The following is a 22,698-nucleotide window of genomic DNA, read 5'->3' on the forward strand; positions in this document are numbered from 1 at the left end:
CGTACGCCGTCCGCCGTCCGACACCACCTGCCCCACAGGACTCACCAACCCCAAAGGGAATCCGGGCCTCCGGCCGGAACCCGGCTTTGCGAGCGGCCGTTCGGTGGCATAGGTTTCGACCGCCGCCGATGCGCCGCCACGACCCTGACCGCCCCTCATCTCCGAGGCGGGCGGCGGGCCGAGGAGCCGACGGCCCTAACGCACAGGGGGAGGCCCGCCATGCCGAGTGCCCGCGACCGCGCGTCGCGCGGGCGGCGAGGACGGACGGCCGGCGCCGCGCACCAGCGGCCCGCGGCCGACCCCGTCCTTCGCCCCCAACGGCAGGGCGGTGCGCGGCCGACCCCGTTCCACGCCACCGGACACCCGAGGAACAGTCAGTTGCGCACCACCAGAGTCGTCACCGCCACCGCCGCCGCCCTCGTCTGCCTGGGCGCGCTCAGCGCCTGCGGGCCCGACAACGGGGACGGCGGCCAGACCGCCCTCCCCGCCGCGGCCCCCACGCCCAGCACCAACCCCACCAAGCCCGCCGGCTCCGACAAGGGCATCCCGGACAAGGCCTGGATGGACACCAAGAACATCCCGATGGACGAGAGTTACCACTACACGCCGCTGGCGGCCAACGCCAAGCAGGTCTCCGGGCCGGTCCAGTTCAAGGGCCTGGAGCTGTGCCGCGCCGCGGTCGCCAAGGACGACGAGCCGCTGTTCACGGGCACCGCCGCCGCGAAGTCCGAGGTCGGCTTCGGCGGGGACCGCTGGGCGGCCCAGCAGACCCTGCTGTTCCACGGCGACCCGGTCCACAGCAGCGCCGCCAAGCAGTCCACCAACATGGCCGAGGCGCGCCTGGCGGAGGCGCTCAAGTCCTGTGCCAAGACCGCGCCCGGCGCCACCGTGAAGGTCGAAAGCGCCCCGGACGCGCCGTACTTCGCCGCCGTCCTGACCGTTCCGCAGGCCGACGGCGGCACCGTCACCCTGCACGAGTACGTGGTCGGCGACGGCGGTACGGTCAGCGAGCTGGCCGTCTGGGCCACCACCAAGGCCGGCGCCCAGCCCAAGGACGCCTGGAAGGCCCCCGAGGACAAGGCCGTCGGCACCGGTATGACGGCGGCGATGTGCGAGGCGCTCCCCGGCTGCGACGGGCGCTGACGTCCGGCGCGCGCCCGGTCCGCCCGACCCCTCCCGAGGACCGGGACGGGGGCGGACGGACCGGGCGGCCCGATCAGATCAGGCCCGGGCTCACAGCCCCAGGACGCTGAGCGCGGTGGTCCAGTCCTTCGCGATCGCGGCGCGCGCGTCGTCGAGGCCAGCCCGGCCGCCGCAGACCGCGTTCTTGAGCTTGGTCTCGACGGAGTCCTTGCTCTGCGCCGGCTGGCTGCCGTAGCGCGGCTCGGGCCACAGGTTGGCCGGGTCGCGCGGGGCGCCGCCGAGCTCCAGCGGGACGAGGTGGTCCTCCTCGTAGTCCGCCGTGCTGGTGTCCGCGTAGCCGTAGGCCGCGATCTGCTGCACCTTCAGCGCGTTGGTGTAGCTGGTCGGCGGGCGGACGGTGGCGGTCCAGCCGGAGACGCAGATGGTCTGGCCGATGGTCGCCTGGGTGACGTCCGGGTTGTACGCACCGGGGGTGCAGGACGGGTCGGGCAGCGGCAGGTACGCCTGCGAACAACTCGCCGCGAGCGTACGGGCCTTCTGGGCGGTGCCGTGGGCCGGGGCGGCGGCCTGCGCGGTGCCGGCGGCGAGCCCGGCGGCGGCGAGGGCGGCCGCCGAGGCGGTGACGGTGAGTCGGTGACGGAGCATCATGGGGGAAGCACTCCTGGTCCGGCCCGGCCTCTCGCCGGGCGACTGTGCTCATGACAGCACCACACGGCCGACCACCGTCAGATCCGTGACGTGAACGCCTGGTGACCGCGTCTCCACAACCGCGCCCCGACGAGCGCCCCGCGCGAGGACCCCGCGCGAGCGCCCCGCCCCCGTCTCCCCGCCCCGCCTCTCGGCCGTGCGGTCAGCCCCGCAGGACCGCCAACTCGACCTCCCGGCCGGCCAGGCCGTCGGGCGCCGGCAGCGTCACCCCGGAGGGCTCGAAGCCGGCCTTCCGGTACATCGCCTCGGCCCGGGGGTTGTCCTCGTGGACGAACAGCCGCACCCGCTCGATCCTGGGCCCGGTGAGCGACCACGCCCACTCCTGGAGGGTCCGGATCAGGTCGAGCGCCAGCCCGGTGCCCCGCGCCTCCGCGCGGACGAACACCCCGACCACGTGCACCTGGTCGACCTCGACGACGTCGCCCTCCAGGGCGCCGTTCCCGCCGGCCGGCTCGACCACCCCGGTCATGCTGCCGAGCCAGCGCCCGTCCTCGGCCTCCGCGATGTACTGCGCCGCGTGCGGGTCCGTCGCCGCCCGGCTCGTGCGGTCCTGCCAGAACTCGTCGGGCTTGGTGACGGCCTGCTCGTAGACCTCCAGGAAGGCCACGGCCGCGACCGGGTCCCGCAGCGCGTCGAGGCGGAGGTCCCGGGCCCGCTGCCAGTCCTCGACCCGTACCCGTCTGATGATGATTCCGGTGCTCATCGCCTGATCATTCCATCGGCACCATTGGCCCGCGCAACCGATTTCCAAGGCCGCAGACCTCTAGCCCCGGGACGACTCCAGCAGCCGCGCCAGCAGCGCCGCCGGCCCCTCCGGCAGGCTGCCGTGGACGAGTTCGGTGCGGTGCACCAGCCGGGGCGCGGCGATCGGCGCGTACCCGACCCCGGGCGCCGCCGCGAGCACCGGCTCGGGCAGCAGGGTGAGCCCGTGCCCGGCCGCCACCAGCGCGAGCAGTCCGTGCAGGTCGGTGCCCTGGTAGCGGGTGGCGGGCCGGAAGCCGTCGACGCCCGCGGCCGCGCGCAGCCGGGCCGCGGGCGGGGTGAGGTCGGGGGCGTCCAGCCAGCGGGCGGCGGAGAGGTCGGCGAGCGCGAGGCCGGCGCGCCCGCCCAGCGGGTGGCCGACGGGCAGCGCGACGGCGACCGGTCGCTCGGCCACCGCGACGGTGCGCAGCGGGCCGACGTCGGGCAGCGGCAGCGGGTCGCTGGGCGCGGCCAGTCCGTCGACCAGGGCGAGGTCGACCTCGCCGGTGGCGACCTGGGCGGGCAGCACGTCCTGGGCGAGGACCCGGACCACCGGTTCCACCCTCGGGTACGCCCGGCGCACCTCGCCGAGCGCGCGCCCCAGTGCCGCACCGACCGCCAGCGCGGTGGCCCCGAGCATCAGCCGGGTGTTCGGGGCGCCCGCCAGGCGTGCGACGTCGGCGCGCGCCGCCTCCAGCCGGACCAGCAGCGGTGCGGCGTGCTCCAGCAGCCGCTGCCCGGCCCCGGTCGGGCCGACCGGGCGGCGGAGCAGCAGCGCGGTCCCGAGGTCCGCCTCCAGCGCGGCGATCTGCTGGGAGACCGCGGACTGTGTGTAGCCGAGCTCCCGGGCCGCCTCCGAGAAGGAGGCGAGGCGGGCGACGGTGACGAAGGTGCGCAGCTGCTGCGGGTCCACGGTGGACATCAACCGTTCTGATCGAAGCTTAAGGAATCATCGTTGGCGCTGATCTCGGGTGCGGGGTCAGGATAGCCGCATGACGCATCAGACCCCCCGGGTCGCCCTCGTCGGCGACCGCTCCCCCGCCGTCCGCTCGCACGCCCGGATCCCCGGCCTGCTGGACGCCCTCGCCGAGCACGACCACCTCGTCCTGGACGCCTACTGGATCCCGACCGGGGACGCCGCCGCGCCCGGCGCCCTGGACGGCTTCGACGCGGTCTGGCTGCTGCCCGGCAGCCCGTACCGCAGCGAGGCCGGCGCGCTGGCCGCCGTACGGACCGCCCGCGAGCGCGGCATCCCCTTCCTCGGCACCTGCGCCGGGTTCCAGCACGCGGTGCTGGAGTACGCCCGGAACGTCTGCGGCCTGGCCGGGGCCGTGAACGGCGAGGACCACCCGGACGCGGAGCAGCAGGTGATCGTCCCGCTGGCCTGTTCGCTGGTCGGCCACGAGGGGGCCGTCACCGTCACCCCGCGGAGCCTCGCCGAGCGGGTCCTCGGCGCCACCCGCACCCTGGAGCGCTACCACTGCGCGTACGGACTCAACGGCGCCTACCTGGAGCGGCTGGCCGCGCACGGCCTGCGGTTCAGCGGCGCGGACGAGTCGGGCGAGGTGCGCGTCCTGGAACTGCCCGGCCACCCGTTCTTCCTGGCCTCGCTCTTCCAGCCCGAGCTGTCCGGCGACGGCACCCGGGCGCACCCCATGATCCGTGCCCTGGCCGGCGCCGCCGTGGCGCACGCGGACGCGGACGCGGGCACCCCGGCCGCGACGGTCACAACGGTCACAACGGCCTGATCAAGCCCCGCACCTGAGCGCGCCTCATGCGCGAGCGCGTCTCACATCGGCAGCGACCGCAGCCGCACCGGCCCCTCCGGCCACCCGGCCCCGACGGCCAGCGGCGCCCACATGGTGCGCAGCGGCATCTCCGCCAGCCGCCCCTCCGGCTGCTCCACCGTCACCCGCTCGGCCACCTCCCGGAAGCCGAGCCCCCGGTAGAACGCGGCCAGCGGCGGGCGGCAGAACAGCAGCGCGTACCGGTGGCCGAGCGTGCGCGCGTGGTCGAGGGCGGCCCCGACCACGGCCTGCGCGAGGCCGCCGTGGCGCCGGTCGGGCGCGACGCAGACCCCGCCGACGCCCATCACGGCGAGGTCGGTGCCGCCCACGGTGAGCGGCAGCGGCACCAGTCCGGTGTGGGCGACGAGCCGGCCGTCGGCGGCCCGGACGCCGAAGTGGATCTCCTTGGGGCGGAAGGTCAGCCCCGTGTACGCGACGCCGTACGGGTCGTCCCCGGGGCCGAGGATCTCAGCCTGCTCGGCGCGGCCGTACTGCGCGAGCCGTTCGACCACGGGCGCTCCGACGAGCGGCTGTTCGGCGGGAGACTGTCCGGCGGGAGACTGTCCGGCGAGCGGCGGCGCGGGCGAGAAACGATCATCCATTCCGCCATGCTCCCCTCCCGCCGGAGCCTTCCACCAGTCCCTTCCCGGCCACTCGGTCCGACGACTGCTCGGTCCGCCGGCCGACGGCCGCCGGGCAGCCGGCCGCCCCGATCGGCCACCGGGCGCCGACCCGGCGTCAGGCCGCCGCGCGCCGCACCAGCTCCGCCCAGACCTCGGCCACCCGCGCCTCCAGCTCCGCCAGGCCGCCGCCGTTGTCGATCACCAGGTCCGCGATCGCCAGCCGCCCGTCCCGGGAAGCCTGCGCGGCCATCCGGGCCCGGGCCTCCTCCTCGGCCATCCCGCGCAGCCGCACCAGCCGGTCCAGCCGCACGTCGTCGGCCGCGTCCACCACCACGACCAGGTCGAACAGCGGCGCCAGGCCGTTCTCGGCCAGCAGCGGCACGTCGTGCACCACGACCGCGTCCGGCGCGGCCGCCGCCTCCAGCTCGGCGGAGCGGGTCCGCACCAGCGGGTGGACGATCGCGTTCAGCGCCTTCAGCCGCTCCGGGTCGGCGAACACGACCGCGCCGAGCGCCGGACGGTCCAGCGAGCCGTCCTCCCTCAGCACCCCCGGTCCGAACTCGGCGACCACGGCCGCCAGACCGTCCGTTCCGGGGGCGACCACCTCGCGGGCGATCACGTCGGAGTCCACGATCACCGCGCCGTGCGCGGCGAACAGCCGGGACACCTCGCTCTTGCCCGCACCGATGCCGCCCGTCAGTCCGATCTTCAGCATGGCGTCAGGCTACCGGTGCCCCCTCGAACCCGTCAGCAGAGGCCCGGTCAGCACGGCTCCGATCCGAACAGGCCCGGTCGAGCGCAGGCCCGGTCAGCCCAGCTCCAGGCTCTCGCCCTCCCCCAGCACCAACAGCTCCGCACCCGTCCCCGGCCCGTCCGGCCCGACCAGCCGGGTCTGCACGGCGAGCCCGATCGGGCTGAGCACCGCCTCGTGCACCGGCACCGCCCGGCGCGGCGAGGCTTCCCGGACGTAGTCGACCACCTCGGAGGCCTTGCTCCAGGGGGCCGCGATCGGCAGCAGCAGGGTCTCCACGGCGTGCGGCGGCACGGTGAACGCGTCGCCGGGGTGGAACAGCCGGCCGTCGAAGAGGAAGCCGATGTTCCGCACCGGCGGGAGGTCCCGGTGGATCTCCGCGTGCCACTCGCCGTGCACCGAGACGCCGAGCCCGCCGACCTCGAAGGCGTCGCCCTCGCCGACCACGCCGACCCGCTGCGCCACGCCGTCCAGCTGGTCGGCGACGGCCCGGTTGGTCCACACCCGCAGCGCCGGGTCGGCCTCCAGCGCGGCGCGCAGCCGGGACTCCTCGAAGTGGTCCATGTGCTCGTGGGTGATCAGGACGGCGTCCGCCCCGGCCAGGGCGGCGGGGTCGGTGAAGCTCCCGGGGTCGACGACGACCGTGCTGCCGCCGTGCTCGACGCGTACGCAGGCATGTCCGAACTTGGTGATTCGCATGCTCGAAACCCTACAGCAAGGCTGTACAGCAGTGCTGGATATTTTGCCGATAGACTTCCCCCATGACCAGCGAAGCCCCGCACCCGGACACCCTGGAACTCGCCGCCGACCTGCGCGCCGCCCTCGGCAGCCTGGTCCGCTCCCTGCGCGACAGCGATGAACTGCCGCAGAACCAGGCCGCCGTCCTCGGCCTGCTGGTCCGCGACGAACGCTCCTGCACGGTCGCCGAACTCGCCGCCCTCCAGCGGGTCCGCCACCAGTCGATGGCCCGCACCGTCGCGCTGATGACCGAGGCCGGACTGGTCGTCCAGCAGCCCCACCCCACCGACGGCCGCAAGCTGCTCGTCACCGCCACCGGGGCCGGCCGCACCGCCCTGCTCGACCAGCGCGCCCGCCGCGAACACCGGATCGCCACCGCCATCGAGTCCCGCCTCGACCCCGCCGAACGGGAGCGGCTCCGCGCCGCGGTCGACCTGCTACGCCGGCTGGGCTGAGCCCACCAGGCCGTCGCGGGCCGCCGCCTCCCCGTCGGCCGGCCGCGGCGCCGGGACCACCGCCGACCCGATCACCGCCGACCCGGTCTCCGCCGCCGGCACCACCGGCCGCGGCGCCGGGACCACCGCCGACCCGTTCTCCGGCACCGACCCGCTCTCCGCCGCCGGCACCACCGGCCGCGGCGCCGGGACGTCCGCCGCCCCGATCTCCGGCAGGTCGACGTGCTCGCTCAGCCCGAACCGCCGGTGCAGCCTCCGCAGCGGGGCGGGCGCCCACCAGTTGAACTCGCCGAACAGGCTCATCGCGGCGGGCACCAGCAGGCACCGCACCAGGGTGGCGTCCACCGCGACGGCGACGGCCAGCGCGATGCCCATCTGCTTGACCATCAGCATGTCCCCGAGCGCGAACCCGGCGAAGACGATCACCATCAGCAGCGCCGCCGAGGTGATGATCCGACCGCTGCGCTGCACGCCCAGCTCCACCGCCCGGACGCAGCCGTGCCCGCGCAGGGTCAGCTCCCTGATCCGGGCGAGCAGGAACACCTCGTAGTCCATCGACAGCCCGAAGGCGAAGGCGAAGACCAGCACCGGTATGAAGGTCTCCAGCCCGCCGGTCGGGCTGAACCCGAGCAGCCCGCTGAACCAGCCGTCCTGGAACACCAGGGTGAGCGCGCCGAGCGAGGCGCCCAGCGAGAGCAGGTTCATCAGCAGCGCCTTGACCGGCATCACCACCGAGCCGGTCATCAGGAAGAGCAGCACCAGCGTCCCGGCCGCGACCAGGCCCAGCGCCCACGGTCCGCGCGAGAGCAGCTCGTCCTGGAAGTCCACCACCGAGGCCGCGCCGCCGGTGACGTAGGTGGTCAGCCCGCCGCGGTCGGCCCGCAGCTCCTCGACCACCCGCTTGGCCTGCCCGCCCTGCGGGTCCCCGGGCACCAGGACGTCGATCGTGGAGACCGCGTCACCCACCGGCGACACGGCCCGCACCCCGCTCACCCCGGGCAGCTTGGCGACCACCTCGTCCGCGTACGCCTGCGCCACCGGCGCCCCGCCCTCGACCACCACGGTGATCGGCGCGGCCGAGGCCTGCGGGAAGCGCTGGTCGATCGTCTCGGCGACCTGCCGTCCGGCCGAGGAGGCGGGCAGGACGGCGGCGCCGGAGCTGCGCATCTCGGCGTGGAGGAACGGCGCCCCGGCCGCCAGCAGCAGCGCCACCGAGGCGAGCGTGACCAGGACCGCCCGCTTGCGCACCCGGCGCACGGTCCGGCTGAAGAACCCCTCGTCGGCCACGGGCGCGGCGGGCGCCTTGATCCGCGCGCCGGCGAAGCCGAGCAGGGCGGGGATCAGGGTCAGCGCGGCGGCGACGGCGATCACCACCACGCTCACCCCGGCCGCGGCCACCGCGCCGAGCACCGGGCTGGTGAAGACGAACAGGCCGGAGAGGGCGACGGCGACGGTCAGTCCGGAGAAGGCCACGGTGCGTCCGGCGGTCGCCGCGGTCCGTTCGACGGCGGCGGCGATGTCCGCGCCGTGGCCGCGTTCCTCGCGGAAACGATTCACCATGAGCAGCGCGTAGTCGATCGAGAGGCCGAGCCCCAGCACCGTGGCGATCGGCAGCACGCTGGTGTCGATGTCCATGATCCGGCTGAACCCGAACATCGCCAGCAGCGCGCCGCCCACCGAGGCGACCGCCCCGATCGCCGGCAGCGCGGCCGCCGCCAGCCCGCCGAAGACCAGCACCATGACGATCAGCGTGAGCGGCAGCGTCACCAGCTCGCCGAACCGGGTGTCCTTCTCGGTCTGCTTCTTGACCTCCTGCTGGAGCACCAGGTCCCCGCCGACCGTGACGTGGGCGCCGCCCGCCCCGTTCAGCGCGGCGAGCCGCTGGGTGACGGCGTCGGTCTGGGCGGTGCTCGCGGTGTCGGCCATCCGTACGGTGACCAGGCTCGCCGTCCCGTCGGCGGAGCGCAGCGCGGCCGGCGCCGGTCCGGTGCCGTACGCGTCGAGGGCGGAGGAGACCCCGGGCAGGGCGGCGATCTCGGCGGTGGCCCGCTCGACGGCGGCCCTCACCTGCGGATCGTCCACCGGCCGGCCGTCCACCACGGCGGTGACGGTGCCCTTGGCCGGGTCGGCCGCGGCGACCACCGCACCGCCCCGGTCGGCCTCGGCGCTGGCGGAGGAGGCCCCGGCCACCGAGCCCTCGAAGACCCGGCCCCCGATCAGGACGCCGACCACCAGGACGACGGCCCACAGGCCGAGCACCCAGCGGCGGTGGCGGAAGCAGAACCGGCCGACGGCCGCGAGCCTGCCGCCGACCACGGCGGTGGGGGCGGCGGGAGAGGGAGTGCGCATGAGGAGCCTTTCGGGCGGCTCCCCTCAATCTAGGGGCAACCCGAACTACGGCCTATAGATGGGCAATGAGCCCCATCTCACACTTTCCTTCACATAAACCACACATAAGTCAGGGCGTGATAAGTCATGGCGAAAAGCAAATGACGGAAAGCGCATGGGGAAAAACAAATGGGCCCCACCCGGAAATCCGGGTGGGGCCCACCGTCTAGCTATCGGCTAGCGGGAAGCGAGAGCCTCAGCTCTGGCCGCCGGCCAGCTTCTCGCGCAGAGCGGCCAGGGCCTCGTCGGAGGCCAGGGCGCCCGAGCCCTCGTCGCTGCTGGACGAGTAGGAACCACCGGCGGCAGCGGCGACGGCGTCGCCACCCTCCTCGGCGGCCTGGGCGTCGGCCTCGCGGCTCTTGATGACCTGCGCCTGGTGCTGCTCGAAGCGCGACTGCGCCTCGGCGTACTGGCGCTCCCACTCCTCGCGCTGCTTCTCGAAGCCGGGCAGCCAGTCGTTCGCCTCGGGGTCGAAGCCCTCCGGGTAGATGTAGTTGCCCTGGTCGTCGTACGAGGCGGCCATGCCGTACAGGGTCGGGTCGAACTCGACCTCGGCCGGGTTGGCACCCAGGGCCTCGTTGGCCTGCTTGAGCGACAGGCTGATGCGGCGACGCTCGAGGTCGATGTCGATGACCTTGACGAAGATCTCGTCGCCGACCTGGACGACCTGCTCCGGGATCTCGACGTGGCGCTCGGCCAGCTCGGAGATGTGGACCAGACCCTCGATGCCCTCGTCCACGCGGACGAACGCACCGAACGGAACCAGCTTGGTGACCTTACCCGGAACGACCTGGCCGATCTGGTGGGTACGGGCGAACTGCTGCCACGGGTCCTCCTGGGTCGCCTTCAGCGACAGGGAGACGCGCTCGCGGTCCATGTCAACGTCGAGAACCTCGACGGTGACCTCCTGGCCGACCTCGACAACCTCGGACGGGTGGTCGATGTGCTTCCAGGACAGCTCGGAGACGTGCACCAGGCCGTCGACGCCACCCAGGTCCACGAAGGCACCGAAGTTGACGATCGAGGAGACGACGCCGGAGCGCACCTGGCCCTTCTGCAGGGTGGTGAGGAAGGTCTGGCGGACCTCGCTCTGGGTCTGCTCCAGCCAGGCACGGCGGGACAGGACCACGTTGTTGCGGTTCTTGTCCAGCTCGATGATCTTGGCCTCGAGCTCCTTGCCCACGTAGGGCTGGAGGTCGCGGACGCGGCGCATCTCGACGAGCGAGGCCGGAAGGAAGCCACGGAGGCCGATGTCGAGGATGAGACCACCCTTGACGACCTCGATGACGGTACCGGTGACGATGCCGTCCTCTTCCTTGATCTTCTCGATCGTGCCCCAGGCACGCTCGTACTGAGCGCGCTTCTTGGACAGGATGAGACGACCCTCCTTGTCCTCCTTCTGGAGAACCAGGGCCTCGATGTTGTCACCGACGGCGACGACCTCGTGCGGGTCAACGTCGTGCTTGATCGAGAGCTCGCGGGACGGGATGACGCCCTCGGTCTTGTAACCGATGTCGAGGAGGACCTCGTCACGGTCGACCTTCACGATGACGCCCTCGACGATGTCGCCATCGTTGAAGTACTTGATGGTCTCGTCGATGGCGGCGAGGAAGGCCTCCGCGTCGCCGATGTCGTTGACCGCGACCTGCGGGGTGGTGCTGAGGGAGGAGTCGGTGGGGCTCGTCATTAGGAAAAGGGCTCCGGTACGGACATGAAAGTCGTAGGTAATGCCACGCGGAGGGCCCGTATCGCTCCCACCGAAAGCCGGACAGCCAAGAACACGGCACACCGATAGTCCCGTAACAACGAGAACCGGCGTCCGTCTTGCGACCGTGGGGTCTTCGACAGATGCGAGCGCGACCTGCTCCGTCCGAGGCGCGCAGGCCCGCAGCGCAACTTGTAGCATACGGGGACGGCCAGGCACGGTCAATGCCGAAGGACGGCAAGACGGTGGAGCCCGGTACGGATCAGGCCATATCCTCCGAATGCGCGCCTCGCGGCGGCGCCCGAAGGGGCCACGTCCCCGGATGCCACCGCCAGGATCCGGACCCTGACGGGCCGGTTCGCGGCAGCGGCGCTTCCGCACTCCATACCCTACGCGATGGGCATTGTCACCGTGGCCACCACCCCCCAAGCAGACCTGCACGATCTTGACACCTCCGCCGCGCAGGTCGAGGAAGAGGGCGACGACGCGGTGCGCCGCGCGGCCGGCACCGGGGAGAGCAGCCGGGCCAGCCGGCACTGGTGGGACCGCAACGCAGACGAGTACCAGGACGAGCACGGCGAGTTCCTCGGCGACGACCGCTTCACCTGGTGCCCCGAGGGCCTGGACGAGGCCGACGCCCGCCTGCTCGGCGACGTCGCCGGCCGCGACGTGCTGGAGATCGGCGCCGGCGCCGCCCAGTGCTCCCGCTGGCTGGCCGCCCGGGACGCCCGGCCGGTCGCCCTCGACATCTCCTACCGCCAGCTCCAGCACTCCCGCCGGATCGACCTCGGCCGCGGCACCACGCCCGTCGCCGTCGTCCAGGCCGACGCCGCCGTCCTCCCCTTCGCCGACGCCTCCTTCGACCTCGCCTGCTCCGCCTACGGCGCCGTCCCGTTCAGCGCCGACACCGCCGCCCTGATGCGCGAGGTCCACCGGGTCCTGCGGCCCGGCGGGCGCTGGGTGTTCTCGGTGACCCACCCGATCCGCTGGGCTTTCCCGGACGAGCCCGGCGTCGAGGGCCTCACCGCGACCTCCTCCTACTTCGACCGCACCCCCTACGTCGAGCAGGACGAGCAGGGCCGGGCCACCTACGTCGAGCACCACCGCACCGTCGGCGACCGGGTCCGCGAACTCGTCGCCGCCGGCTTCCGGCTGGTCGACCTGGTCGAGCCCGAGTGGCCGGCCGGCCTGGAGCAGGAGTGGGGCGGCTGGTCCCCGCTGCGCGGGCGGCTGATCCCCGGGACCGCGATCTTCGTCGCCGAACGGGGCTGATGTCTTGCTGAACCCGGCCTGGCGCGAACTGCCCGTCCGCACCGCCCTGCCCGCCCTGCACGACGCGCTGGACGGCCCCGGCACCGCCGTCCTCGCCGCGCCGCCCGGCACCGGCAAGACCACCCTGGTGCCGCTCGCCCTGGCCGGACTGCTCGCCGACGGCCGGCCCGTACGCCGGGTGCTGGTCGCCGAACCGCGGCGGCTCGCCGTACGGGCCGCCGCCCGGCGGATGGCCTGGCTGCTCGGCTCGTCCGTGGGCCGCGAGGTCGGGTACACGGTGCGCGGCGAGCGCCGCACCGGGCCGGACACGGTCGTCGAGGTCGTCACCACCGGCGTCCTGCTGCAACGCCTCCAGCGGGACCAGGAGTTGCCCGGTGTGGACGTGGTGGTGCTGGACGAGTGCCACGAACGGCACCTCGACGCCGACACCGCGCTCGCCTTCCTGCTGGACGTCCGGGCGGCGCTGCGGCCCGAACTGCGCCTGGTCTGCGCCTCCGCCACCTCCGACACCGAGGCCTGGGCCGAACTCCTCGGCGGCGCCCCGGTGGTGGAGGCGCACGGGACCTCCCACCCGGTCGAGGTGGTCTGGGCACCGCCGCCGCGCGCCGTCCGGCCCGCCCACGGCACCCGGGTCGACCCGGCACTGCTCGACCACGTCGCGGCGGTGGTGCGGCGAGCGCTGAGCGAGCGGGACGGGGACGTGCTCTGCTTCCTGCCCGGCGTCGGCGAGATCTCCCGGGTCGCCGGGCAGCTGGGCGGCCTGCCTTCCGTTGATGTCCTCCAACTGCACGGCCGCGCCCCGCAGGCCGTCCAGGACGCCGCCCTCACCCCGTCCCCTTCACGGCGGGTCGTGCTCACCACCGCCGTCGCCGAATCCTCGCTCACCGTGCCCGGCGTCCGGGTCGTCGTCGACGCCGGACTGGCCCGCGAACCCCGCACCGACCACGCCCGCGGCCTGGCCGGACTGGTCACCGTCCGCGCCTCGCTCGCCGCCGCCCGCCAACGCGCCGGCCGCGCCGGGCGCGAAGCCCCCGGCACCGTCTACCGCTGCTGGAACGAAGCCGAGGACGCCCTCGCCGCCCGCTTCCCCACCCCCGAGATCGCGCTCGCCGACCTCACCCCCTTCGCCCTCCAGGCCGCCTGCTGGGGCGACCCGGACGCCACCGGCCTCGCCCTGCCCGACGCCCCGCCCGCCGGGGCGATGGCCGCCGCCCGGCAGACCCTCACCGCCCTCGGCGCGGTCTCCCCGGACGGACGGGCCACACCGCGCGGCGTCCGGCTCGCCCGCACCGGGCTGCACCCCCGACTGGGGCGCGCCCTCGTCGACGGGGCGGCGGCGGTCGGAGCGCGGCGGGCGGCCGAGGTCGTCGCACTGCTCTCCGAGGAGCCGCCGCGGGCACTGGGCGACGACCTCGGGGCGGTCTGGCGGACCGTCCGGTCCACGAAGGACCCGTACGCCGGCCGCTGGCGCGACGAAGTCCGCCGCCTGCTCCGCGCCACCTCCGACGAACCCGCCACCGACCTGCCCGACGCGGCCGCCGCCGGACTCGTCGTCGCCCTCGCCTTCCCGGAGCGGATCGCCCGCGCCCGCGTCGAACGGCCCGCCCCCGGCGAACGCAGCCCGTACCTGATGGCCTCCGGCACGGCCGCCGAACTCGCCCCCGGCACCGTGCTCGGCGCCCTGCCCTGGCTCGCCGTCGCCGTCGCCGACCGCCCGGCGGGGTCGCACTCGGCGCGCATCCTGCACGCGGCGGCGCTCGACGAGGCCACCGCCCTGGCCGCCGGGGCGCCGCTGCTCAGCAACCGTGCCGAGGTCCACTGGGACACCCGGCGGGGCGAGGTCGTCTCCCGCCGGGTGGAATCGCTGGGCGCCATCGAGCTGGCCGAGAAGCCGCTCAACCGCCCCGACCCTTTGCTCGTCCGGTCTGCCCTCCTCGAAGGCCTCGCCCGCGAGGGAGTGAGCACCCTGCTGACGTTCCGGTCGAACCTGCGCGAGCGCCTCGCCTTCCTCCACAGTGCCATCGGCGCCCCCTGGCCGGACGTCAGCGACGAGGCCCTCCTCGACCGTGCCGACGAGTGGCTGGAGCCCGAACTCTCCCGCGCCCGCCGCCGCACCGACCTCGCGAGGATCGACACGACCGCTGCCCTCCAGCGCCTCCTCCCCTGGGCGAGCGGAGAAGCCGGCCGCCTGGACGAGCTGGCCCCCGAGCGCATCACGGTGCCCAGCGGATCGAAGATACGAGTCGACTACACGACCGAACGCCCAGTGCTGGCCGCCAAGTTGCAGGAACTCTTCGGCTGGACCAAGACCCCCACCCTGGCCGGTGGTCGCATACCGTTGACCATCCACCTCCTCTCCCCCGCCGGCCGCCCCGCCGCCGTCACCGGCGACCTGGAGTCCTTCTGGCGCGAGGGCTACCGCGCCGTCCGCGCCGACCTCAGAGGCCGCTACCCCCGCCACCCCTGGCCCGAAGACCCCACCACCGCCGAACCCACCCGCCGCCTCAACGCCCGGAAGTGACAGACACCCAGCGGGTTCCTACCGGAAGGCCTCTCCCAGGAGAGCCTCCCGGTGCTGCCAGGCAAGCCGCAGAAGGGCCGCACCGGCGGGCTGCATCGGTTCGCTGCCCGTGAGGCGATCCACCTGCTCAGCGGTGAAAGGAATCCCGACCGAGCACCCGGTCGCGTCCTCCGGTCCGACCCGATGGCCTTCGTCGTTGGTCGAGACGATCCGCTGGAACGTCTCATCGAACAGGTCTGCGTCGAACACGGCGACGGTCAGCATGTCGGTGACGAACGTCAGCGGATCCATGCCGAGGCCCAGCCAGAAGACCCGCAGTCTCCCGTGTTCGCGAGCAGTGGTGAGCGTCTTGTTGAGCGGCCAGGCCGCGTAGTCGATGGGCGCCCGGTCGCTTCCGTAGTCCTCGGTGCCACCGAGGAGTTCCTCGCTCAGCTCCCTGAGGATCGCCCGCCAGAGATCGAAGTCGTTCCCCTCGTTCCATGGTGCGTCATGGGACGCCTGGAACATCCCGACCGGCATGACCTGGTAGAGGCCTCCACCGCTGGCGACCTTCTCGGGGTCGCGCCAATGCAGCACGAACTCGGCCTCGCCGGTTGCCCGATCGCTCCGGATGGTGAGCGTGCTCGTTGCCGCCATGACGGGTCGATGCAGGAGGTCGGTCGGATCGGCGATGGATGTGCGGAAGGGCGTTGCCGCAGGATCCACCGGCTGGTCCGGGCTCGCCAGGGCTGCCGCAGCGTATTCGTGCGCGGCAGCCTCGCAGATGTTGATCACGTCGAAGTACCGGCCCCGGCCGAAGGTCAGTCTCGGGCCGGCGACTGATCCCTCAACGTCGAGCAGGCGATAGCAGTTTCGATTCTCGAACAGCCTCGGCTTGGCGAGATCCCGGACCGCCTCCGCGTACGTACGGTAGAGGGTCCCGTCCTCCCGGTGCGGTCTGATGTGATCGAGCTCGGGCTCACCGCCGTCCAACGGTGCCGCGGGCGCGTCCGGCTTCCAGCTCAGCCGGACGTGCTCCAGCGGCACCGGCCATTCCGGAATCCAGTGCTGTCGGGCCAGAAGGGGTGTCCCCGGGATGAGACTCCCGGGCGTGCTCTCTACCAGCAGCCGCCCGGTCAACGCGTAACGCTGGTCGTTCAGGAAGCCGCGCACCCGTCGCCACTGCTCGACACTGGAGGATGGGGTGGGCTGGTCATCTGCCACGGGCGCGCTGGGCACGATGCTCCTTCTTTGCAGCAGGCGCGACGCCTTGCGGTCGACTACGAGCCGATGCCGCACCCGGGACATGGAATCCATCTGGCGCGAGGGCTACCGCGCCGTCCGCGCCAATCTGAGAGGCCCCACCCCCGCCACCTTTGGCCCGGAAACCCCACAACAGCCGAACCCACGACAGGTCGCCCAATCTGAGATCACACAGATGCGAGTTCGGTAACGCGCTGGGCAAGTTCGGGGGCACCGGGGATTCCTCGTGCACTGTAGACGGCCATGGTCGAGCGCACTGTCTTGAGTTCCTTCTTGTTCCGGTCCGATGCCACGCCGTCCATGAGGTCCAGGCACTCGTTCCACAGGATCACGGCCTCCTCGTGACGGTGCTGGGCAGCCACGGACTTGGCGAGGTTCGCGAGGGTCAAGCCGCGAACCCGCTGATATGTCGACGGGACGCGGTCCTGCAACGCCGCGCGATAGTGCCGTTCGGCGGCTCGGTGGTCCTCCATCCCGGTCAGGGTCTTGCCAGTATGCGAGGCCACGGTGGCCGCGACCGGGCCTGAGGCGCCAGCGTACGAGGGAACGCCGTCATCACTGGCAAGCATGGCATCCTCCGCAGCGAGGAGTGCTCCGGCAGCGTTCTTGCTCCGGCCACTTGCTCCGTACGCCCGGGCGGCTGTCACCAGCAACAGCGCCTCCGTCTTGCGGTCGACTTTCCCCCGGGCCCGCGTCAGCGCGGCCTCGGCCAGTTCCACGCAGTGTGTGGTCTGGTTCAGGTCAAGGGCCTGGTGGGTGAGGGCACGCATCATCCAAGCCCCGTGACCTGCGGGATCGGACTCACAGGCAAGTTGGTAAGCGAGAAGGTAGAACCTCTGGGCGGCACCCTCGCGACCGAGGTCGTGGCACTTCCATCCGACCAGGGTCGCCAGCTCGGCCGCCGCCCCGTACGCGCTCCGCCGAATCTCCTCGGACGGGAACGTGGCCTGGAGCATCGGCACGACGGCATCCACCAGGTAGGACGACACCGTGGAGAGTCCGTAACCACCGCCCAGCCTCTCATCGGCAGTTCTGAACATCTCGGTGAGCTGCCGGACGGTGGACACCTCCTCGGCACCGGCTCTGCGGCCGGCCTTCGCACCTCGCAGTGTGGCGGCGACTGCCTGGTGGTCGTAGCTGAGCGGGAGCCCGACAATGCCGACAGCGAAAGCGAGGGCGAGGAAGTCGCGACGGTGGAGCATGACAAGTCTCCCCAGATCGGCAGCGGTTGCCAGAGGATCAGGGGCCATGACCTCCCTGAACGCCGGGAAGCCTAGACCGATCTCGGCGGTCGTCACCTTCCGCCTCGCCATTCTCGTCAACGCCTCGGCAAGGTAGGCCGCGGTTCGGCCCGTTGGAGTACCGCCCCTCATCCAGGAGAGCACAGCCGACCGCGAGGTGTGCAGCGTCTCACCGGACTCCGCCGCGACGCCGCGAATCACCTTGGCTAGGGCTTCGTACGTACACCCAACTTCCTCGATGACGGCCGTCAGCTGCCGATTCGGCTCCTTACGTCCAGTCAACTCATGCCCCCAGAAGTGATCTTGAACAGATTGAACGCGATGAGCGGCCCATCACCGTACCGCCAGAGCGTGTCCAGATGTTCACTGATTGCACATGCCTGCACTTCAGAGGAGGTCGATGCCTCATGGCCAACGCGTTCTTCGATCCGCGCCTGCACGAGCCGATCGGGCCCAGCATGCTCGTCATCGGTTGCCGCATCCTTGCTCAGCTCACCAAGCGCGGCACCACGCCGACCGTCCTGGGCGGAGTCCAGCACAACTTGTTCCTCTGCCCGGCCGCGATCGGCATGGACATACAGCGCGTCAATGACGTCCTCCTCAACCTGGCGACTGCGCATGGCGTTCTGTCAGAAAACCGGCGGCCGACCCAGCTTCGCCATCCGCCACACCGTGCTCCACCGCATCGGCCGTCGCGGCGGACAGGGCGTGCGCACGCCCTCGAAGAAGCCGGACCACCACGCCTTGAGACCGGACAGCGGCGGCCGACGGACCACCGTGTAGGCCGCCCAGGAGGTGAGGTAGACCGGCACCAGGATGGCCGGCAGGTGGCGCTTGGCCAGCCAGACCCGGTTGCGGGCCGTCAGCCGGTAGTAGGTGGCGTGCCGGGCCGGGTCGGTGCGAGGGTGCTGGAGCACCATGTCGGCGCGGTAGTCGATGTGCCAGCCCGCGTCCAGGGCGCGCCAGGCGAAGTCGGTCTCCTCGTGGGCGTAGAAGAACGCGCCGGGGAACAGCCCGACCTGGTCGATCACGCTCATCCGGATGGCGTGGCCGCCGCCCAGGAACGTGGTCACCGGTCCGGACCGCATCGGGTCACTGGCACCGAGGCGGGGAACGTGCCGGCGCTGGGTGAACCCGGTCTCGTCCGCGATGCGGAAGGACACGATCCCGAGCTGCGGGTCCTGCTCGAAGGCTTCCCGGACCAGCCGGAAGGTGTCGGTGCGGGGCAACAGGCCGTCGTCGTCCAGGACCACCAGCACGTCCGTGCTGCCCAGCTCGCGCAGCCGCTCGACACCGGCGTTGCGGCCGCCGGGGATGCCGAGGTTCTCCGGCAGTTCCACGGGGTCCACCCAGTCCGGCAGTTCGGGCAGCTCCACGCCCTGCCCGAGCACCACGGTCCGCACGCCGTCACTGCCGCCGTCCTGGGCCCGCACCGAGTCCAGCAAAGCCATCAGCTCCGCCGGCCGATTTCCCATCGTCAGCACCACCACGCCCAGCGTGACGCCCATCGCACTCAACCCAACCGTGTGAGGAAACCTTCATGATCTCGCCGACACCGCGACCCGGATACGCGCCACTGCGCGTACCGGCCGGGCCGGGCCGACTGCCGGGCCACCCTCCCACACTGTCCGCTCCTGCCGGCGCCCGAATGCTCCTGATTCGCCCGTAGGGAGGCTGTCGGCTCCATCCGCAGCCGCCCGGGTGACGCCCCCGGTCCCCCTCTCCCCTTTGCGGGCAGGCGCCGTCCGGTCGCCCGGACAAGCCCAGCACGCAGTGCACTCCCTTCACACGCACCCCTCCCCCGAGGTACTTCGCCATGCTCGAAACCCACCGCCCCCGCCCCTTCGTCGCTCACCTCGACTCCCGCATCGAGTCCACGCCCCTGGCGCGCTACCTGCTCCGCGCGTACCTCTCCGGGCTGCCCTCCGGTCACCGCTACGCCGACACCGCCGAACTCCTCCTCGGCGAACTCTTCGCCAACGCCGTCCAGCACTCCGACGCCCCCGACGACCGCCACATCGAGATCCGCTTCACCCTCGTCAACTCCCGCCTCCGGCTGGAAGTCCACGACGCCTGCGCCGCCCACCCCACCCTCCGAGTCGCCACCCCTGACGACGAGCACGGGCGCGGCCTGTTCCTCGTCAACGAGCTCGCCGAACGCTGGGGCTGCACCAACCGACCGGGCGGCATCGGCAAGTTCGTCTGGGTGCTCATCTCCCCCGTGCCCGCCCCCGCCCTCGTCACCGCCTGAAAGCCCGAACCCCCATGCACCTCACGACCCTGGCCCGCCACGCCCTCTCCCGCGGCCGCACCCCCGCCGACACCTACGCCCTCCTCGCCCGCCGCACCCGCAAGCCCCTCCCCTCCGCCCGCGCCGTCTGCCTCGCCCTCACCATCCCCCACGCCGAAACCACCCGCCGCCTCAACGACTGCTACGACGCCCTCCTCGCCGACCCCCGCCCCGACTCCGAGACCGACACCGGCGAACTCCTCGAAGCCCTCGGCGTCTTCGACATCCCCAAGTCCCTCACCGACACCGAACTCACCATCGTCGACCACCTCCTCACCGCCGTCGACGCCCACGGCAGCCTCCGCCCCGGCCACCACCACGGCCTCACCCGCTGGTTCACCACCGGCAACCTCACCACCGCCTACCTCTCCCTCACCACCACCCACCCCCTCCCCCGCACCGGAAACCCCACCCGCTACTGGACCACCCTCACCACCGCCGGCGAACTGCTCACCACCACCCGACACTCCACCACCCGACACTCCGACACCCGTATCAAGTACGCCCTCACCCACTGCCGCACCCAGACCACCAAGCACCAGAAGTCGACGGGTCCGACTTCCTACTCCTCGCCGCCCGAGGCGAGCGTCCGATGAACCTTCCACCCCCTCGGCATCTCCAACCGCCTGAGTCCCGCCGAGCCATGGCCAGAGCCCCTCCCCTCCAGGACGGGGCTGCAACGACACAATCCGGACCACGACCAGGAGAAACGCATGACCCAGACGCCCGCACCGTGGGGCATCAGCAGGATGGGGCCCTACCCGGCCACCGCCACGCTCCCGTCGTTCACGCCCGTGATCGACCCCGAGACGCAGATCGCCGTCATCGTGGACGAGAACGGCCGAACGGTCGAGCTGGGGAACCACGGCACCAGCACCAGCGGTCTCACGCCCACCCACACGAGCCCCGGTGACGGGGCCAAGCCGGGCGGGGCCACGGACAGCGACGTGACCGAGTCCTACGACCAGGACCAGAGTTCCGGCTGATGGACAACCGAAGCAGGTCGGTGCTGGTGCTGACCAACTCCTCCGACGTGACAGCGGATGTGGTCCTGCGGGTGCTCGCCGAGCGCCGGGTACCGGTGGTCCGTCTCGATCCCGGCACCGACCTGCACGCGGGTGCCTCGCTGACGGCCGTGTACGGCACCGGTGCTCGGCGGGGCATCCTGCGCACGTCGAGCCGCGAGCTCGACCTCACGGCTGTTCGATCGGTCTGGGTCCGCCGACCGTCCCCCTTCGAGGGGCCGCCCGACCTCGCCGGGCAGGACCGCCGGTTCGCCGCCTCACAGGCCTTCTGGGGGGCGGGCGGCATCCTGGCCTCACTTCCCGGGGCGCACTACGTGAACCACCCGTGGCTCAACCGGGCAGCGGAGTACAAGCCGGCTCAGCTCGCCACCGCGCAGCGCTGCGGATTCCGGGTGCCCGACACCCTGATCACCGACGACGACCACGAGGCACGGAGTTTCGCCGCCGACCACGTCGCCGGCATGGTCTACAAGCCCCTGTGGAACACCCCGTACTCGGTGGACGGGCAGGCCCGGGCCGTCTGGGTGCACGAAGTCCGCGGCCAGGACATCACCGAGGCCGTGACAGCGTGTCCGCACCTGTTCCAGGCCAGGGTTCCCAAGGCGTTCGACACCCGGGTGACCGCTGTCGGAAACCGGCTCTTCGGCACCCGCATCGACAGCCCGGACCTCGACTGGCGATACCGCCAGGACCGAATGCGTTGCAGTCCGATCGACGTCCCCGCCCCGGTCGCCGAGGCCATCACCCGCTACCTCGCCGCCTTCCAACTGGTTTTCGGGGCATTCGACTTCGCCGTCACCGCTGACGGCACGTGGTCCTTCCTGGAGTGCAACCCGAACGGGCAGTGGGCGTGGCAGCCGGCCGGGACCACCCATCGGATCGCGCACACGATCGCCGACCAACTGGAAAGAGGTCACCACGAATGACCACGTCCGACATCCTTCGCGCAGCCCTCGTCGACCAGCTCACCGGGAACGGCACGCTCACCGACCCCGCGTGGATCGACGCCGCCACCGCTGTACCGCGTGAGCTGTTCGTCTGCGGCTACTTCGTCCCGATCGACGGGAGCGCCCCCACCGGCTACCGGGCCGTGCGCCATGGCGACCCCGGATACCTGGAGGGGGTCTACACCGACCAGACCCTCGTCACCCAACTCGACGGTCGCACATGCCCGGAAGAGACCGGGGAGCAGTCGGTCTCCGGGGCACCCTCGTCGTCATCGACGCTGCCCTCGCTCGTGCTGGCCATGTGGCAGCGGCTCGGCGCGGACGTCGGCCACCGGGTGCTCGAAGTCGGCACCGGGACCGGCTATTCGACCGCCCTCGGGGCTCACCGCCTCGGCGACGGAGCCATCACCAGCATCGAGTGCGACCCCCGGGTCGCCGAACGCGCGGCCGCGGCCGTCGAGGCCGCCGGCTACGCCCCGCGCCTCGTCACCGGCGACGGCCTCGGCGGGGACCCGGACGGCGGCTCGTTCGACCGGCTGATCGCGACGTGCTCGGTCCGGTACCTGCCGACGGCCTGGCTCCACCAGGTGAAGCCGGGCGGCCGGATCCTGGTCACCTTCTCCGGGTGGGGCTACGCCAACGCCCTGGCGCTGCTCGACGTGACCGGCCCGGGCGAGGCCACCGGCAGGTTCCTGCCCGGCCACACCAGCTTCATGATCGCCCGCCCCCACGACCGGCCGCCCCGTCCGGCTCTTGCCCTGCTCCCCGGCGAGGAGCGCGCGAGCCGCATCGACCCCGCGAAGCTCGACACCTGGACCGGAAGCTGGGTCGCGCAGCTCGCGGCACCCTCAGCGGAACGGATGGGGGCGGGCGGTCGGCAGATCCTCTCGGACGTGGCCACCGGATCGCAGGCCCGGACCGTACCCGATCCGGCAGGCGGCTGGACCGTCGTCCAGCGCGGACCGCTCCACCTGTGGGACCAGGTGGAGACCGCCATCGAGGCTTGGCAGAGCGCGGGCGAGCCGCCCCAGGACGCCTTCGGCCTTACGGTCTCGGCAGCCGGCCAACGCGTCTGGCTCGGCAGCCACGACGGCCCGGGCTGGAACCTGCCGATCTGACCC

Annotated in this window: 22 protein-coding genes; 10 read left to right on the plus strand and 12 right to left on the minus strand. The window is 72.5% G+C overall.

Annotated features, from left to right (window positions below):
* The first annotated feature begins 378 nt into the window (after positions 1–378).
* Positions 379–1,143, plus strand: a complete 765-nt coding sequence (locus tag ACFCY1_RS07990; protein ID WP_375873949.1) for a hypothetical protein — start codon at positions 379–381, stop codon at positions 1,141–1,143.
* Positions 1,144–1,233: 90 nt separating this feature from the next.
* Here the strand turns inward: ACFCY1_RS07990 and ACFCY1_RS07995 are convergent, their stop codons facing one another.
* The 3 genes from ACFCY1_RS07995 to ACFCY1_RS08005 all read right to left on the minus strand — a co-directional run bounded on the left by ACFCY1_RS07995 (position 1,234) and on the right by ACFCY1_RS08005 (position 3,505).
* Positions 1,234–1,791: a hypothetical protein gene (locus ACFCY1_RS07995; RefSeq protein WP_049658561.1), complete on the minus strand. Its 558-nt coding sequence runs from the start codon at positions 1,789–1,791 to the stop codon at positions 1,234–1,236.
* Between the two features lie 202 nt (positions 1,792–1,993).
* Positions 1,994–2,554, minus strand: coding sequence for a GNAT family N-acetyltransferase (locus ACFCY1_RS08000; RefSeq protein WP_375873950.1), 561 nt, complete (start codon positions 2,552–2,554; stop codon positions 1,994–1,996).
* 60 nt (positions 2,555–2,614) lie between these two features.
* A complete protein-coding gene (locus ACFCY1_RS08005; RefSeq protein ID WP_375874009.1) occupies positions 2,615–3,505 on the minus strand; it encodes a LysR family transcriptional regulator in 891 nt (296 codons plus the stop codon).
* A 79-nt stretch (positions 3,506–3,584) separates the two neighbouring features.
* Between ACFCY1_RS08005 and ACFCY1_RS08010 the strand changes: the two genes are divergently transcribed.
* A complete protein-coding gene (locus ACFCY1_RS08010; RefSeq protein ID WP_375873951.1) occupies positions 3,585–4,340 on the plus strand; it encodes a hypothetical protein in 756 nt (251 codons plus the stop codon).
* A 41-nt stretch (positions 4,341–4,381) separates the two neighbouring features.
* Here ACFCY1_RS08010 and ACFCY1_RS08015 read toward each other — a convergent pair whose 3' ends face one another.
* The 3 genes from ACFCY1_RS08015 to ACFCY1_RS08025 form a co-directional block, all read right to left on the minus strand.
* A complete protein-coding gene (locus ACFCY1_RS08015; protein ID WP_375873952.1) occupies positions 4,382–4,981 on the minus strand; it encodes a GNAT family N-acetyltransferase in 600 nt (199 codons plus the stop codon).
* A gap of 136 nt (positions 4,982–5,117) precedes the next feature.
* Positions 5,118–5,717 (minus strand): dephospho-CoA kinase, encoded by a 600-nt coding sequence (gene coaE, locus ACFCY1_RS08020; RefSeq protein WP_049659638.1) that lies wholly within the window; start codon positions 5,715–5,717, stop codon positions 5,118–5,120.
* A gap of 93 nt (positions 5,718–5,810) precedes the next feature.
* Positions 5,811–6,452: an MBL fold metallo-hydrolase gene (locus ACFCY1_RS08025; RefSeq protein ID WP_117487381.1), complete on the minus strand. Its 642-nt coding sequence runs from the start codon at positions 6,450–6,452 to the stop codon at positions 5,811–5,813.
* Positions 6,453–6,514: 62 nt separating this feature from the next.
* Between ACFCY1_RS08025 and ACFCY1_RS08030 the strand changes: the two genes are divergently transcribed.
* Positions 6,515–6,946: a MarR family winged helix-turn-helix transcriptional regulator gene (locus ACFCY1_RS08030; RefSeq protein WP_117487382.1), complete on the plus strand. Its 432-nt coding sequence runs from the start codon at positions 6,515–6,517 to the stop codon at positions 6,944–6,946.
* Here the strand turns inward: ACFCY1_RS08030 and ACFCY1_RS08035 are convergent.
* Positions 6,929–9,295 (minus strand): MMPL family transporter, encoded by a 2,367-nt coding sequence (locus ACFCY1_RS08035; protein WP_375873953.1) that lies wholly within the window; start codon positions 9,293–9,295, stop codon positions 6,929–6,931. The genes ACFCY1_RS08030 and ACFCY1_RS08035 overlap by 18 nt on opposite strands.
* A gap of 235 nt (positions 9,296–9,530) precedes the next feature.
* On the minus strand, positions 9,531–11,021 hold the full coding sequence (gene rpsA, locus ACFCY1_RS08040) for a 30S ribosomal protein S1 (protein WP_049653883.1): 1,491 nt from the start codon (positions 11,019–11,021) through the stop codon (positions 9,531–9,533).
* Between the two features lie 414 nt (positions 11,022–11,435).
* On the opposite strand from rpsA, the gene ACFCY1_RS08045 reads away from it, so the two are divergent.
* Entirely contained in the window at positions 11,436–12,311 is an 876-nt protein-coding gene (locus ACFCY1_RS08045; protein ID WP_375873954.1) for a class I SAM-dependent methyltransferase, read from the plus strand.
* Positions 12,312–12,315: 4 nt separating this feature from the next.
* Positions 12,316–14,832 carry an ATP-dependent helicase HrpB gene (gene hrpB / locus ACFCY1_RS08050; RefSeq protein ID WP_375873955.1) on the plus strand — a complete coding sequence of 839 codons (2,517 nt, stop codon included), beginning with the start codon at positions 12,316–12,318 and terminating at the stop codon, positions 14,830–14,832.
* A gap of 18 nt (positions 14,833–14,850) precedes the next feature.
* On the opposite strand, the gene ACFCY1_RS08055 is transcribed toward hrpB, so the two are convergent.
* The 4 genes from ACFCY1_RS08055 to ACFCY1_RS08070 form a co-directional block, all read right to left on the minus strand.
* Entirely contained in the window at positions 14,851–16,050 is a 1,200-nt protein-coding gene (locus ACFCY1_RS08055; protein ID WP_375873956.1) for an XRE family transcriptional regulator, read from the minus strand.
* Positions 16,051–16,241: 191 nt separating this feature from the next.
* Positions 16,242–17,597 (minus strand): hypothetical protein, encoded by a 1,356-nt coding sequence (locus tag ACFCY1_RS08060; protein ID WP_049653887.1) that lies wholly within the window; start codon positions 17,595–17,597, stop codon positions 16,242–16,244.
* Positions 17,594–17,935, minus strand: coding sequence for a hypothetical protein (locus ACFCY1_RS08065; protein WP_049653888.1), 342 nt, complete (start codon positions 17,933–17,935; stop codon positions 17,594–17,596). The genes ACFCY1_RS08060 and ACFCY1_RS08065 overlap by 4 nt, the downstream gene beginning before the upstream one ends.
* A 9-nt stretch (positions 17,936–17,944) precedes the next feature.
* The gene (locus tag ACFCY1_RS08070) at positions 17,945–18,823 is read right to left on the minus strand and encodes a glycosyltransferase family 2 protein (protein ID WP_375873957.1); all 879 of its coding nucleotides are present in this window, start codon (positions 18,821–18,823) and stop codon (positions 17,945–17,947) included.
* Positions 18,824–19,131: 308 nt separating this feature from the next.
* On the opposite strand from ACFCY1_RS08070, the gene ACFCY1_RS08075 reads away from it, so the two are divergent.
* The 5 genes from ACFCY1_RS08075 to tgmC all read left to right on the plus strand — a co-directional run bounded on the left by ACFCY1_RS08075 (position 19,132) and on the right by tgmC (position 22,695).
* Positions 19,132–19,566 carry an ATP-binding protein gene (locus ACFCY1_RS08075; RefSeq protein WP_074000968.1) on the plus strand — a complete coding sequence of 145 codons (435 nt, stop codon included), beginning with the start codon at positions 19,132–19,134 and terminating at the stop codon, positions 19,564–19,566.
* Between the two features lie 14 nt (positions 19,567–19,580).
* The gene (locus tag ACFCY1_RS08080; RefSeq protein ID WP_375873958.1) at positions 19,581–20,201 is read left to right on the plus strand and encodes a hypothetical protein; all 621 of its coding nucleotides are present in this window, start codon (positions 19,581–19,583) and stop codon (positions 20,199–20,201) included.
* A 117-nt stretch (positions 20,202–20,318) separates the two neighbouring features.
* On the plus strand, positions 20,319–20,591 hold the full coding sequence (tgmA, locus tag ACFCY1_RS08085) for a putative ATP-grasp-modified RiPP (protein WP_074000966.1): 273 nt from the start codon (positions 20,319–20,321) through the stop codon (positions 20,589–20,591).
* Positions 20,591–21,556 (plus strand): ATP-grasp ribosomal peptide maturase, encoded by a 966-nt coding sequence (tgmB, locus tag ACFCY1_RS08090; RefSeq protein ID WP_375873959.1) that lies wholly within the window; start codon positions 20,591–20,593, stop codon positions 21,554–21,556. Before tgmA ends, tgmB begins: the two co-directional genes overlap by 1 nt.
* Positions 21,553–22,695 carry an ATP-grasp peptide maturase system methyltransferase gene (gene tgmC, locus ACFCY1_RS08095; RefSeq protein WP_375873960.1) on the plus strand — a complete coding sequence of 381 codons (1,143 nt, stop codon included), beginning with the start codon at positions 21,553–21,555 and terminating at the stop codon, positions 22,693–22,695. Before tgmB ends, tgmC begins: the two co-directional genes overlap by 4 nt.
* Positions 22,696–22,698: the final 3 nt, after the last annotated feature.

It is taken from the genome of Kitasatospora sp. NPDC056273 (assembly GCF_042268845.1).
Taxonomy (GTDB): Bacteria; Actinomycetota; Actinomycetes; order Streptomycetales; family Streptomycetaceae; genus Kitasatospora.

Excerpts from the sequence above, each read along its gene's own strand:
- ACFCY1_RS07995 (WP_049658561.1), bottom strand. The coding sequence starts at position 1,791 with ATGATGCTCCGTCACCGACTCACCGTCACCGCCTCGGCGGCCGCCCTC.
- ACFCY1_RS08000 (WP_375873950.1), bottom strand. The coding sequence starts at position 2,554 with ATGAGCACCGGAATCATCATCAGACGGGTACGGGTCGAGGACTGGCAG.
- ACFCY1_RS08010 (WP_375873951.1), top strand. The coding sequence starts at position 3,585 with ATGACGCATCAGACCCCCCGGGTCGCCCTCGTCGGCGACCGCTCCCCC.
- ACFCY1_RS08015 (WP_375873952.1), bottom strand. The coding sequence starts at position 4,981 with ATGGATGATCGTTTCTCGCCCGCGCCGCCGCTCGCCGGACAGTCTCCC.
- coaE (WP_049659638.1), bottom strand. The coding sequence starts at position 5,717 with ATGCTGAAGATCGGACTGACGGGCGGCATCGGTGCGGGCAAGAGCGAG.
- ACFCY1_RS08025 (WP_117487381.1), bottom strand. The coding sequence starts at position 6,452 with ATGCGAATCACCAAGTTCGGACATGCCTGCGTACGCGTCGAGCACGGC.
- ACFCY1_RS08030 (WP_117487382.1), top strand. The coding sequence starts at position 6,515 with ATGACCAGCGAAGCCCCGCACCCGGACACCCTGGAACTCGCCGCCGAC.
- ACFCY1_RS08035 (WP_375873953.1), bottom strand. The coding sequence starts at position 9,295 with ATGCGCACTCCCTCTCCCGCCGCCCCCACCGCCGTGGTCGGCGGCAGG.
- rpsA (WP_049653883.1), bottom strand. The coding sequence starts at position 11,021 with ATGACGAGCCCCACCGACTCCTCCCTCAGCACCACCCCGCAGGTCGCG.
- ACFCY1_RS08045 (WP_375873954.1), top strand. The coding sequence starts at position 11,436 with ATGGGCATTGTCACCGTGGCCACCACCCCCCAAGCAGACCTGCACGAT.
- ACFCY1_RS08065 (WP_049653888.1), bottom strand. The coding sequence starts at position 17,935 with ATGCGCAGTCGCCAGGTTGAGGAGGACGTCATTGACGCGCTGTATGTC.
- ACFCY1_RS08070 (WP_375873957.1), bottom strand. The coding sequence starts at position 18,823 with ATGGGCGTCACGCTGGGCGTGGTGGTGCTGACGATGGGAAATCGGCCG.
- ACFCY1_RS08075 (WP_074000968.1), top strand. The coding sequence starts at position 19,132 with ATGCTCGAAACCCACCGCCCCCGCCCCTTCGTCGCTCACCTCGACTCC.
- ACFCY1_RS08080 (WP_375873958.1), top strand. The coding sequence starts at position 19,581 with ATGCACCTCACGACCCTGGCCCGCCACGCCCTCTCCCGCGGCCGCACC.
- tgmA (WP_074000966.1), top strand. The coding sequence starts at position 20,319 with ATGACCCAGACGCCCGCACCGTGGGGCATCAGCAGGATGGGGCCCTAC.
- tgmB (WP_375873959.1), top strand. The coding sequence starts at position 20,591 with ATGGACAACCGAAGCAGGTCGGTGCTGGTGCTGACCAACTCCTCCGAC.
- tgmC (WP_375873960.1), top strand. The coding sequence starts at position 21,553 with ATGACCACGTCCGACATCCTTCGCGCAGCCCTCGTCGACCAGCTCACC.